This window comes from Pseudomonas sp. R1-18 (assembly GCF_051132095.1).
In the GTDB taxonomy this organism is placed as follows: domain Bacteria; phylum Pseudomonadota; class Gammaproteobacteria; order Pseudomonadales; family Pseudomonadaceae; genus Aquipseudomonas.
In genome coordinates this window covers 4,742,867-4,755,246 of record NZ_CP071658.1, presented here as the reverse complement: position 1 = coordinate 4,755,246, position 12,380 = coordinate 4,742,867, and the positions used below count along the sequence as shown (strand labels likewise).

Sequence of the window (12,380 nt, the reverse complement as noted above, 5' to 3'; positions counted from 1 at the left end):
CGGCGTCGGGCTTTTTTTAATTCTCAAGCAAGAAACCTCTCATGCGTCCAGCTCGCGCCGTCATCGATCTCCAGGCCCTGCGTCACAACTACCGACTGGCCCGCGAAAGCACTGGTGCCAGAGCGCTCGCGGTCGTCAAGGCGGATGCCTATGGGCACGGTGCGGTGCGTGTAGCTCAGGCGCTGGAAGACGAAGCGAATGGCTTTGCGGTGGCCTGCATCGAGGAGGCACTGGAATTGCGCGCAGCGGGTATCCGCGCGCCGATCCTGTTGCTGGAAGGTTTCTTCGAAGCCGATGAGCTGGCGTTGATCGTCGAGCACGACCTGTGGTTCGTCGTGCATTCGAGCTGGCAGCTGGAAGCCGTTGAACAGGCATCCGTTGGCAGGCCGCTGACGGCCTGGCTCAAGCTGGATACCGGCATGCACCGGGTTGGCTTTCAGCCTGGCGAATACCGGGCCGCTTACCAGCGCCTGCTGGCGAGCGGCAAGGTGGCGAAGATTATCCTCATGAGCCACTTTGCTCGTGCCGACGAATTGGACAGCCCGCGCAGCAACGAACAGCTCGCCGTCTTCGAAGCAGCTACCGAAGGCCTTGTGGCTGAAGTCAGCCTGCGCAATTCCCCGGCGGTGCTCGGCTGGCCGAAGATTCCGAGCGACTGGGTTCGTCCGGGCATCATGCTTTATGGCGCAACACCTTTCGACCGGCCCCAGGAATTGGCGGACCGGTTACAGCCGGTGATGACCCTGGAATCAAACATCATCAGCGTGCGCGAGTTGCCGGCCGGTGAACCGGTTGGTTACGGCGCGGCTTTCGTGACCGAGCGCAGCACCCGGGTCGGCGTGGTCGCCATGGGTTATGCGGACGGTTATCCACGGCAGGCGCCGACCGGCACCCCTGTCCAGATCGACGGCCGGCCGAGCCAGTTGCTGGGCCGGGTGTCCATGGACATGCTGTGCGTCGACCTCACTCACCTGCCGCAGGCCGGGCTTGGCAGCCGGGTCGAACTGTGGGGCCGCAACGTGCTGGCCAGCGAGGTGGCAGCCTGCGCCGGAACGATTCCCTATCAGATATTCTGCAACCTGCGTCGCGTCCCGCGCAGCTATACCGAGAGCTGAACCCGCGGGTCCGCCCCGCCGACAGCCCGTCAATCCCCTGATATTGCGGTCGCCAAGTCGAGTGTTGTAAATACTGAACGCTGTTGCCATCATGGCGCTCATCTCGACTTAACCTTACCGAGCACATGACCTCGAAGACAAAGGGGAATACCGCATTGGACGTCGGTGAACGGCTGCAAACGATTCGCAAGCTCAAGGGCCTGTCCCAGCGTGAACTCGCCAAGCGCGCAGGCGTGACCAACAGCACCATCTCCATGATCGAGAAAAACAGCGTCAGCCCCTCGATCAGCTCCCTGCGTAAGGTGCTGAGCGGCATTCCGATGTCTATGGTCGAGTTTTTCTCCGAAGAGCTGGAGACGCAGAATCCTACCCAGGTCGTCTACAAGGCCAGTGAACTGATCGACATATCCGACGGTGCGGTGACCATGAAGCTTGTGGGCAAATCGCATCCGGGACGTGCCATCGCTTTCCTCACCGAAACCTATCCGCCTGGCGCCGACACCGGCGAAGAAATGCTCGCTCATGAAGGCGAGGAAACCGGGATTCTCGTCGAGGGACGCCTGGAACTGGTCGTCGGTCAGGAGACCTACATCCTCGAAGCTGGCGACAGCTACTATTTCGAAAGCACCAAGCCACATCGCTTCCGCAATCCGTTCGACGTCCCGGCGCGACTAATCAGCGCAGCCACACCGGCCAATTTCTGATCAGGGGCGCGCAGACGCCTGTTTACATGGGGCGGCACGGTTCGTACCGGTAACGTGGGCAAGCGGCGTAATAGCCCTTCTTTCTATGGGGGTGTTCCGGGCCCCAAGGCTTGTCGCTATAATTCGCCGGCCTGGCAAACCGTGGCCTTGGGCGTGATTAGTCACCATGAGGGTGTAAGCGTGAACCTGATAAACAAGATACTGGCAGTGGCTGCCGTGCTGGCTATTTGGGCAATCAATGCTCAGGCTGCGCCCAACGACGCTATCGCCAAGCGCCTCGAACCTGTCGGGCAAGTCTGCGTCCAGGGCAAGGAATGCCCGGGCATGGAGGTCGTCGCGACAGCGGGCGGCGGCGCGAAATCTCCGGATGACGTTATCGCCAAGCATTGCACGGCTTGCCACACCGCCGGCCTGTTGGGCGCACCCAAGATCGGCGATGCTGCTGCATGGGGCGAGCGAGCCAAGAAAGAGGGCGGTCTGGACGGCTTGTTGGCCAGGGCCATTACCGGCATCAACGCCATGCCACCCAAGGGCACCTGCGGTGATTGCTCCGACAGCGACCTCAAGGCAGCCATCGAGAAGATGTCCGGCATCAAATAATTATCACGCTGCACCCGAAGCCGCCGCAGGCCAGGCCCCGGCGGCTTTTTTCCGCGCGATGGTTTTGCAGCACTTTGGCCCGTGGCCCGGTCCAACCTCCATTCGCCAACAAAAACCGGAGAGCCGGGATGCCGCAGTCCTGTTCCATCGAGCAAGCCGTCGATCATGTTCTTGCACAATTGCCCGAGCATATTCATCTGGGCATGCCTCTTGGGCTGGGCAAACCCAATCGCTTCGTCAACGCGTTGTTCGAGCGTATTCGCCAGTTACCGGAAAGACGCCTGACGATCTACACCGCCCTGAGCCTGGGCCGGCCGACACCCGGCGAAGGCCTGCAAGGCCGATTTCTTGAGCCGTTTCTGGAGCGCATATTCGGCGATTATCCAGAGCTGGAATTCCTCACCGCACTGCGCCGCGACAAGCTCCCAGCCAATATCAGCGTGCAGCAGTTCTTCATGCAGCCGGGCAGCCTGCTGGGCAGCCATTCGGCCCAGCAGGATTATGTCAGCAGCAACTACAGCCACGCCGCGCGGGATATCAATGCCAATGGCCTGAACCTGATCGCCCAGTTAGTCGCCCGTGACGACGGTCATCCCGACAAGCTGAGCCTGAGCTGCAACCCGGACGTCACCCTCGACCTGTTGCCGATGATCGCCAAGCGCCGGGCCGCGGGCGAAACCATTCTGATCGTCGGACAGGTCCATGCCGACTTGCCTTACATGCCGGGTGATGCCGAGCTGGACGTGGAAGCATTCGATCTGCTGCTCGATGAAGAAGAGCGCAGCACGCTGTTCTCGACCCCGAACATGCCGGTGGGCTATCAGGACCACCTGATCGGTCTGCACGCCAGTACGTTGGTGCGGGACGGCGGCACTCTGCAAATCGGTATCGGCTCGATGGGCGACGCACTGACCGCCGCCTTGCTGGCGCGCCAGGCCAATAACGAGGCGTATCGCTCACTGCTTGGCGAGCTGAACATGAGCAACTGGCAGACCATGATCGACCGCGAAGGCGGATTGCAGCCCTTTGCGAGCGGTCTTTACGGGTGCAGCGAGATGTTCGTCAACGGCCTGCTGGTGTTGGCTGACGCGGGAATTCTGCGCCGCAAGGTGTACGCCGACGCCGAACTGCAGCGGCTTGCCAACCTGGGAACGCTGGATGAAGAAGCTCACCCGCACGGGGTAGTGGTGCACGGCGGGTTCTTTCTGGGGCCGCTGAGTTTCTACGAGCGGTTGCGTGAACTACCGCTTGAGCGCCGCGCGCAATTCAATATGACTGCCATCAGTTACATCAACGAGCTATACGGCGAAGAGCAGCTCAAGCGCCTGCAGCGCCGTGATGCGCGGTTCATCAACAGCGCCTTCACCATGACATTGATGGGCGCGGCGGTCGCCGACCAGCTGGAAGACGGTCGCGTGCTCAGCGGCGTAGGCGGCCAGTACAACTTCGTCGCCCAGGCGCATGCGCTGGAAGACGCGCGCTCGATCCTGATGCTGCGCAGTTGGCGCGAGTCAGGCGGTGAGGTCAGCTCCAATATTGTCTGGACCTATGGCCACGCGACTATTCCACGGCACCTGCGCGACATTGTGGTCACCGAATATGGCATAGCCGACCTGCGTGGTCAGACTGATGCGACGGTCATCGAGCGCCTGTTGAACATTACCGACTCACGCTTTCAGGGCGGCCTGATCGAGCAGGCGCAGAAGGCCGGCAAGCTGCCGAAAGACTTTCAGCTCGATCCACGTTTTCTGCACAACACGCCCGAGCGTCTGCAGGATATCGCTTCGCGCTTTCCGTCGTTGTTTACCGAATACCCGCTGGGCTCGGATTTCACCCAGCAGGAACGCGACCTGCTGCGCGCTTTGAACTGGCTCAAGAGCAAGTTCAAGCTCACCGAAATCCTCGAACTGGGCAAGGCCACCCTCGACGCACCCGAACCCGACGCATACGCCGAGCACCTGCAACGCATGCAGCTCGACCAGCCACAGGGTCTGCGCGAAGAGCTGTACCAGCGTCTGCTGCTTGCCGGCCTGCATAACTCGGCAGGTTTGACCAGTTAGGTCCACCCCTACACAGAACCTGTGGGAGGGAGCTTGCTGGCGAGGGCGGCGTTACTGGCCAGATATCTGCTGCGCATGTACAGGCCTCTCGCCAGCAAGCTGGCTCCCGCAGGATCGTGGTCACCCTTTACTTGTAGGAGCGAGCTTGCTCGCGATCTGGCGCGTAGCGGCAGCAGAACCGGACGGATTGGCAGCAGTGGGTTAAAGACAGTTGGCTCCCACAATTTGCTGAACGCGGCCCAAAAATCGCGGATCAGCGCAGGGCGGTGTAAGCAAGCATCCCCGCCGCAACAATGCCGCACAGCGCGAACGACTGTTGCAATCGAGGGCCTGCCAGATAGCCCGAAACCTGCCGTCCAACCAGCAGCCCCGCCACGGCGCCCAAGGCGAATGGCGCGCCAATCGCCCATTGCATTGCGCCAGCGACTGACGCGGTCACGACGCTGCCGGCCGACACGAGGGCAATCACGGCCAGAGAAGTGGCCATCACACTTTTCATATCCAGATCGCTATAGCGGGTCAGCGCCGGAATCACCACAAAGCCACCGCCCACACCCAGCAGGCCCGACAAAAGTCCCAGTGCCGCACCGGTCAACGTCAGTGCCCGGACGCAGGGCAGGGTCCAGCGCAGTCGCCCGCATTGCGGATTGAGAACACAAGGCAATATTTCCGGCCGGGCCATCGGCTCGCCGTGACAGAGCTCGCGTCTGGCCTTGGTGAACATCCGCGCGCAGGCATACAGCAAGACCCCGGCGAAAATCAGCGCCAGCGGTTGGCCGGGCAAACGGTGCGCAAGCCACAACCCGAAAGGCGAAACCACAACGCCGATAGCAGCGAGATAGCCAGCCGCGCGATAGCGAACGATGCCCTGCCGCAAACCCAGCACCGCGCCCAGTGCCGCAGCCAGGCCGACAGCGAGCAACCCGACCGGCGCTGCGTCGACGATGGATAAACCGAGCCCGAAGACCAGCAGCGGCACGGCCAGAATCCCGCCACCCGCGCCCGTCAAAGCCAGCACGGCACCGATGATCGTCCCTAGTCCAGCCCCGAGCAGCGGGTGTTCAACCATCGAGCGCCGCCTTGTTCGGTTTCGCCAGCCACTCGCGACCTTTGAGCATGCCGCGCCAGTACAGCGGCGGCAGCACGCGTGATTTCAGCCACCAGGCCAGGCGAGTCGGCTCGCGCCCGTCCAGCAACCATCGCGGAAAACTCGGCGCCAGCTTGCCGCCGTAGGTGAATTCAGCCAGTACGATCCTGCCGCGCTCCACCGTCAGCGGGCAGGAGCCGTAACCGTCGTAAATCGCCGACTGGGTCGCCCGACCCAGCGCTACCAGAACATTGCTGGCCACGACTGGTGCCTGCTTGCGCGCTGCGGCAGCGGTCTTGGCATTTGGCGTGTTGGTGACATCACCCAGGCCATGAACATTGGCGAACCGCCGATGCGCCAGAGTCGCAGGGTCGACGTCCAGCCACCCGACCGCATCGGCCAGCGGGCTGTTGCGAATGAAGTCAGGCGCGACTTGCGGCGGAACCACGTGGAGCATGTCGAAAGGCTGTTCGAGGGTCTGCTGCGTACCATCCGGCATTGTCTGCAAGAACGTCGCGCGTCTGGCCGGGCCGTCCACCGCCACCAGTGTGCGGCTCAGTTGCAGGTCGATGGCATAGCGGTCCACGTACTTCATCAGCGCCGGCACATACTCCGGCACGCCGAACAGCACGCCGCCCGCATTACAGAATCGCGTCTTGATCTGCCCGAGCCGTCCATTCCGCCGCCAATGGTCGCAGGACAGATACATCGCCTTTTGCGGCGCGCCCGCACATTTGATCGGCATCGGCGGTTGGGTAAACAGTGCCTGCCCGTTTTTCAGCTCCTGAACCAGCTTCCAGGTGTAAGGCGCCAGATCGAAGCGATAGTTGGATGTCACGCCGTTGGAACCCAGCGTGGCGACAAGCCCGTCGATGGCTGCCCAGTCGAGCTTGAGGCCAGGACAGACCACCAGTTGCGCATAGCCGAGCAAGCGGCCGTCGTGCAGTTGCAGCACGTTTCGTTGAGGATCGAAGCTATCTACGCCGGCTTTGATCCACTGAACGCCTTTCGGGATCACTTCGGCCATTCTGCGTCTAGTGGACTCAGCGCTGAATACGCCAGCGCCGACCATGGTCCATCCAGGCTGGTAATAGTGGTCTTCAGCCGGGTCCACGATGGCGATATCGAGGGTTGCGTCGCGCGCCAACAGACTTGAAGCGGTCGCAATGCCAGCGGCACCGCCGCCAACGATCACGATCTGGTGGCTGATTGTGGGCAGGTTCATCGCAGATTTCCGTTATCAGAGAAAAAGGTCACAGCGCATTGAGCGGGATTTTCAGGTAGCGAACCCCGTTGTCTTCAGGCTCCGGCAGATGGCCGCAACGCATGTTGACCTGCACCGACGGCAGCATCAGCACTGGCATGTCGAGGGTCGCATCGCGGCTTTCGCGCATCTGGACAAAGCTGTCTTCATCGATGCCGTCGTGGATGTGAATGTTGGTGGCACGTTGTTCGGCAACGCTGGTCATGTACCGCAGCCCGCGGCCGTTGGGCAGATAGTCGTGGCACATGTACAGCCTGGTCTGGTCAGGCAGTGCGAGGATTCTGCGAATCGACCGGAACAGGGTGCGTGCATCGGCACCCGGAAAGTCGCAGCGTGCCGTGCCGTAGTCGGGCATGAACAAGGTATCGCCGACGAACGCCGCCGTTTCATTGCCGTCTTCGAAGACGTAAGTCATGCATGCCGGCGTATGGCCGGGCGTGTGCATCGCCCGCGCTTGCAACCCGCCGACGGCAAAAGGTTCATTGTCGTTGAGCAGGATGTCGAACTGACTGCCATCGCGGGCCAGAGCCTTGTCGTTGAACAGCGTGCCGAACTCTTCCTGAACGGTGGTGATGTGGTTGCCGATGGCGACCTGTCCGCCGAGCTTCCCTTTCAGGTACGCCGCCGCAGACAGGTGATCGGCATGAACGTGGGTCTCAAGTATCCATTGCACCGAAGCATTCAGCGCCTTGACGCGGTCGATCAGGCGGTCAGCCGATTCGGTGGCGGTGCGGCCGGACTTGGGATCGTAGTCGAGCACGCTGTCGATCAGCGCGCATTGCATAGTGGCGCGGTCCATTACCAGATAACTGATGGTCGAGGTATGGGCGTCGAACAGTGCTTCGACGTAGAGCCTTTCACCGATGATCATTGGTTTTTCCTCTGGCTGTAGTTCGCCTGCAGGCCTGTGATCGCAGGCAAGGCGGCTGGCAGTCGTCCTGAAAGCTGTCAATAAGCGTGCCAGCCGCAAGTCTTCGCGAAAGCACCGATATTGCTGGCTTCCAGCGGGGTCTCGGCCTGTCACGAAGGTGGAGCTCTGTGCGGGCTGCCATTTTATGGCAGTCAAATGGCAGTCGTTGGCAGCGAATGGCAGCCGCTTGCGGTAACCTGCAGAGCCGATCAGGAGCCGTCATGTCAGTCATTGTCAGCGACAGCCCGAGCGGTCGAATGCAGTCGCTTGTTTCGTACCTTGAACACGACCCGCGTCCGACCATCGTGCTCGACACCCACTACAACATCATTGCTGCAAACCCCGCGTATCAGCGGCAGTTCGGTATCGAAGGGATGCCGCATCTAGGTGAGAAGTGCTACCGCGTTTCGCATCGATTCGCGGTGCCCTGTGATCAGGCGGGCGAGCAATGCCCGATGCGCAAGGCCTATGAGACCCGTCTGCCCGAGCGTCTGTTGCACATCCATCACACGCCGCGCGGCCCTGAGCACGTTGATGTGGAGCTCAGGCCGATCCTCGACGACCAGGGTGAGGTCGTCGCTTACGTTGAACGGCTCAGTACGGTGGCGGTGGCGTCGGTTCAGCCACAGCAGCACGGGCTCGTTGGCCGCTCGGCGCCTTTCAAGGAAGTGCTCGGGGAGTTGGCGCGAGCCGCGCCGTCACAGATTCCGGTATTGCTGCAAGGCGAGTCGGGCACCGGCAAGGAATTGTTCGCCCGCGCCCTGCATGGCAGCAGTTCACGGTCGGCCGGGCCGCTGGTGGTGGTCGACTGCACCGGATTGACCGAGACCCTGCTCGAAAGCGAGCTGTTCGGTTATGAGAAAGGCGCGTTTACCGGCGCGCTCCAGCGCAAGACCGGCCTGGCCGAAGCGGCTCACGGCGGCACGCTGTTTCTGGACGAAATCGGCGAAGTACCGCTAGCCATGCAGGTCAAACTGCTGCGGCTGATCGAGTCCGGCAGTTTTCGCCCGGTCGGCAGCCTCAGAACGGTACATTCCGATTTCCGGCTGGTGGCGGCGACTCACAAACCGCTCCGGGAGATGGTTGCCGACGGGAGCTTTCGGCAGGACCTGTTCTATCGGATCAGCGCTTTTCCGATTCGTCTGCCCGCCCTGCGCGAACGCAGCGAGGACCTTCCGCTGTTGATCGACAGCCTTCTGCAGCGGGGCGCGCAGGGTGCGGCGCTGCGGGTTGATGCGCAGGCCATGAAGGTACTGAGCCTCTACAGCTATCCCGGCAATATCCGGGAGCTGCGCAATATCCTCGAACGCGCCCGGCTGTTTACAGACGACGGTGTGATCCGCGTGCAGGACCTTCCCGCCGAGGTTCGCGGCTATGCCCGAGAGCATCCGCGGTCGGGCCCGCGCCGAGACGACGGGCTTGAGAAGCTGGCCCACGCGCTGACGGTATTTCAGGGCTCGCGCAGCGAGCTGGCCCGCGAACTGGGGCTGAGCGAGCGCACCTTGTACCGCCGACTGCGCTCGCTCGGCATACGCGATTGACCGACAGCCGCCCTTAGCTGACGGCCTGCCGCTACGCGCCAGATCGCGGACAAGTCCGCTCCCACGCCCTCCGGGCAGAAGCGCCGAGCTTGCTTTTGATTCTGCCCGCAGGGCGTGGGAGTTAGCTTGCTGTGGGCGGCAATCCGACGATCTGCCGGGAACCGGCAGCAAAACCGGCGCACGCGATGTAGCTGAAGCACGGCCGCTACGCGTCAGATCGCGGACAGGCGGAACGCCGCTCGGTCTGCGGTGATGCCCGATTACTTGAACGTCACTACGCCGCCTGCAAGGGATTCGACGCGAGCCAGCGATTCGACGCGGTAGCCCTGCGCGTCCAGTTCGGCACGGCCGCCCTGGAACGACTTCTCGATCACGATGCCCAGGCCGGCCACGGTCGCGCCTGCCTGTTTGATGATCGAGATCAGTGCCTGCGAGGCTTTGCCGTTGGCCAGGAAGTCATCAATGATCAGCACCTTGTCGTTGCTGTTCAGGTGGCGTGGCGAAATGGCGACCGTGCTTTCGGTCTGCTTGGTGAATGAATACACCGTGGCGGTCAGCAGGTTTTCGGTCAGCGTCAGAGACTGATGCTTACGGGCGAAGATCACCGGCACACCCAGGTTCAGGCCGGCCATGACGGCAGGCGCAATGCCTGAAGCTTCGATGGTGACAATCTTGGTGATGCCCGAATCAGCGAACAAACGGGCGAATTCGTCACCAATGGCCTTCATCAGCGCCGGGTCGATCTGGTGATTGAGAAAGGCGTCGACCTTGAGCACCTGCTCGGACAGTACGATGCCTTCTTCACGGATTTTCTTGTGCAATGCTTCCACTTCAGTTCCTTGGGTGCGCGATGGCGCGAAATAATCGGTGTATTGGGCGCCTTGGGCCGGCACGGACTGTTCAACGCAGCATCATCAATGCGTAGAGACGTCTGTACAAAGCCTAGCGTTTCAGCATGGCGCGTATGTCGGCCAGTGCGGTGTTTCCTCGCACGGCCTTTACCTCGGTCGGAGTATCGTCATTGCCCTCCCAGGCCAGATCGTCGGGGGGCAATTCGTCAAGGAAGCGGCTCGGCGCGCAGTCAATGATCTCACCGTATTGCTTGCGCTTGGCGGCAAAGGTAAAAGCCAGCGTCTGACGCGCACGGGTAATACCGACGTAGGCCAGACGGCGCTCTTCCTCGATGGTGTCGGCTTCGATGCTGGAGCGGTGCGGCAGAATCTCTTCTTCCATGCCCATGATGAACACGTATGGAAACTCCAGCCCCTTGGACGCGTGCAGGGTCATCATCTGCACGCCTTCGGCGCCTTCTTCCTCTTCCTGCTGACGTTCGAGCATGTCGCGCAGAACCAGCTTGCCGATGGCTTCCTCGATGGTCATGCCGCCTTCTTCGTCTTTCTCCAGCGTGTTCTTGAGCGCTTCGATCAAAAACCAGACGTTGCTCATCCGGTAGTCGGCGGCCTTTTCGCTTGAGCTGTTCTGGCGCAGCCAGTTCTCGTAATCGATGTCCATGACCATGCTGCGCAGTGCGGCGATCGGGTCGTTCTGCGCGCATTGCTGACGCACGCCATCCATCCAGCGCTTGAAGCGTTGCAGACGGTCGGTGAAACGGCTGTCGAGATGTTCGCCCAGTCCTATTTCATCGGTGGCGGCGTACATCGAAATCTTGCGCTCGGTGGCGTAGTTGCCGAGTTTTTCCAGCGTGGTGGAACCGATTTCCCGGCGCGGAACGTTGATGACCCGCAAGAAGGCGTTGTCGTCATCCGGATTGACCAGCAGGCGGAAGTAGGCCATGAGGTCCTTCACTTCCTGGCGGCCAAAGAAACTGTTGCCGCCCGAAAGCCGATACGGAACCTGATGGTGCTGCAGTTTCAGCTCGATCAGTTTGGCCTGGTAGTTGCCGCGATAAAGAATCGCGAAATCGCTGTATGGCCGGTCGGTACGCAGGTGCAGGGTGAGGATTTCCATCGCCACTCGCTCGGCTTCGGCGTCTTCGTTGCGGCAGCGGATCACGCGGATTTCGTCGCCATGGCCCATCTCCGACCACAGCTGCTTCTCGAACGCATGGGGGTTGTTGGAGATCAGCACGTTGGCGCAGCGCAGAATCCGGCTGGTAGAGCGGTAGTTCTGCTCCAGCATCACCACTTTCAGCGACGGATAGTCTTCCTTGAGCAGCATCAGGTTTTCCGGCCGCGCGCCGCGCCAGGCGTAGATCGACTGGTCGTCGTCGCCTACCACGGTGAACTGGCAGCGCGTACCGATCAGCAGCTTCACCAGCAGATACTGGCTGGCGTTGGTGTCCTGGTATTCGTCCACCAGCAGATAGCGGACCTTGTTCTGCCACTTTTCCAGAATGTCGGCGTGTTCCTGGAACAGCTTGACCGGCAGCAGGATCAGGTCGTCGAAGTCCACCGCGTTGTACGCCTTGAGCGTGCGCTGGTAGTGGGTGTAAACGATGGCGGCGGTCTGTTCCTTGGGGTTGCGCGCGTTGGTCAACGCCTCCTCGGGCAGGATCAGATCGTTCTTCCAGGCGCCGATCATGTTCTTGATTTCGTCGACGCCGTCGTCGCCTGAGTACTCTTTTTGCATGATGTCCGTCATCAAGGCCTTGACGTCGGTTTCATCGAAGATCGAGAAGCCTGGTTTGTAACCCAGCCGCGTGTGTTCCTTGCGGATGATGTTCAGACCCAGGTTGTGAAACGTCGACACGGTGAGGCCGCGGCCTTCACCGCCCCGCAGCAGCGTACCGACCCGCTCCTTCATCTCCCGCGCGGCCTTGTTGGTAAAGGTCATGGCGACGATGTACTGGGCACGAATACCGCAGTTCTGGATCAGATGAGCGATCTTGCGCGTGATCACGCTGGTCTTGCCGGAGCCAGCACCGGCGAGCACCAAAAGAGGGCCGCCGACATAGTTCACGGCTTCTTGCTGCCGAGGATTGAGTCGGGACATGACGGTAAGGGAGTCGTGTTGCGAAATGGGCGGGCATTTTAACAGGCCGGAGGGTTTATGCGTCGCCATCGTCGACGATTGTCTTTGTCAGGAACGGCTATCTAATTTCTTTGATTTTGTTACATTTGCGCGCGGCGCGAATTTACG

The 12,380-nt window shown here is 61.3% G+C and carries 10 protein-coding genes; 5 read left to right on the top strand and 5 right to left on the bottom strand.

Annotated elements, in window-relative coordinates; genetic code table 11:
* Positions 1-41 precede the first annotated feature (41 nt).
* From alr to J3P77_RS21570, 4 genes are all read left to right on the top strand, one after another.
* Positions 42-1,115, top strand: a complete 1,074-nt coding sequence (alr, locus tag J3P77_RS21585) for an alanine racemase (protein ID WP_434678618.1) — start codon at positions 42-44, stop codon at positions 1,113-1,115.
* A gap of 155 nt (positions 1,116-1,270) precedes the next feature.
* Complete coding sequence (locus J3P77_RS21580; RefSeq protein ID WP_434682097.1) at positions 1,271-1,819, top strand: cupin domain-containing protein; 549 nt, start codon at positions 1,271-1,273, stop codon at positions 1,817-1,819.
* A 180-nt stretch (positions 1,820-1,999) separates the two neighbouring features.
* Entirely contained in the window at positions 2,000-2,419 is a 420-nt protein-coding gene (locus tag J3P77_RS21575) for a c-type cytochrome (RefSeq protein ID WP_434678617.1), read from the top strand.
* A 128-nt stretch (positions 2,420-2,547) separates the two neighbouring features.
* Positions 2,548-4,479: an acetyl-CoA hydrolase/transferase C-terminal domain-containing protein gene (locus tag J3P77_RS21570; RefSeq protein ID WP_434678616.1), complete on the top strand. Its 1,932-nt coding sequence runs from the start codon at positions 2,548-2,550 to the stop codon at positions 4,477-4,479.
* Positions 4,480-4,732: 253 nt separating this feature from the next.
* On the opposite strand, the gene J3P77_RS21565 is transcribed toward J3P77_RS21570, so the two are convergent.
* Genes J3P77_RS21565 through J3P77_RS21555 form a run of 3 tightly spaced genes read right to left on the bottom strand, consistent with a single transcriptional unit; the run spans position 4,733 to position 7,701 of the window.
* Positions 4,733-5,548, bottom strand: coding sequence for a sulfite exporter TauE/SafE family protein (locus J3P77_RS21565; RefSeq protein WP_434678615.1), 816 nt, complete (start codon positions 5,546-5,548; stop codon positions 4,733-4,735).
* Complete coding sequence (locus J3P77_RS21560; RefSeq protein WP_434678613.1) at positions 5,541-6,791, bottom strand: NAD(P)/FAD-dependent oxidoreductase; 1,251 nt, start codon at positions 6,789-6,791, stop codon at positions 5,541-5,543. Before J3P77_RS21560 ends, J3P77_RS21565 begins: the two co-directional genes overlap by 8 nt.
* Positions 6,792-6,819: 28 nt before the next feature.
* Positions 6,820-7,701: an MBL fold metallo-hydrolase gene (locus tag J3P77_RS21555; RefSeq protein ID WP_434678612.1), complete on the bottom strand. Its 882-nt coding sequence runs from the start codon at positions 7,699-7,701 to the stop codon at positions 6,820-6,822.
* Positions 7,702-7,961: 260 nt separating this feature from the next.
* On the opposite strand from J3P77_RS21555, the gene J3P77_RS21550 reads away from it, so the two are divergent.
* Positions 7,962-9,281, top strand: coding sequence for a sigma-54 interaction domain-containing protein (locus tag J3P77_RS21550; RefSeq protein ID WP_434678611.1), 1,320 nt, complete (start codon positions 7,962-7,964; stop codon positions 9,279-9,281).
* A 260-nt stretch (positions 9,282-9,541) separates the two neighbouring features.
* On the opposite strand, the gene J3P77_RS21545 is transcribed toward J3P77_RS21550, so the two are convergent.
* Complete coding sequence (locus J3P77_RS21545) at positions 9,542-10,111, bottom strand: xanthine phosphoribosyltransferase (protein WP_434678610.1); 570 nt, start codon at positions 10,109-10,111, stop codon at positions 9,542-9,544.
* 112 nt (positions 10,112-10,223) lie between these two features.
* Positions 10,224-12,233 (bottom strand): DNA helicase Rep, encoded by a 2,010-nt coding sequence (rep, locus tag J3P77_RS21540; RefSeq protein WP_434678609.1) that lies wholly within the window; start codon positions 12,231-12,233, stop codon positions 10,224-10,226.
* Positions 12,234-12,380 lie beyond the last annotated feature (147 nt).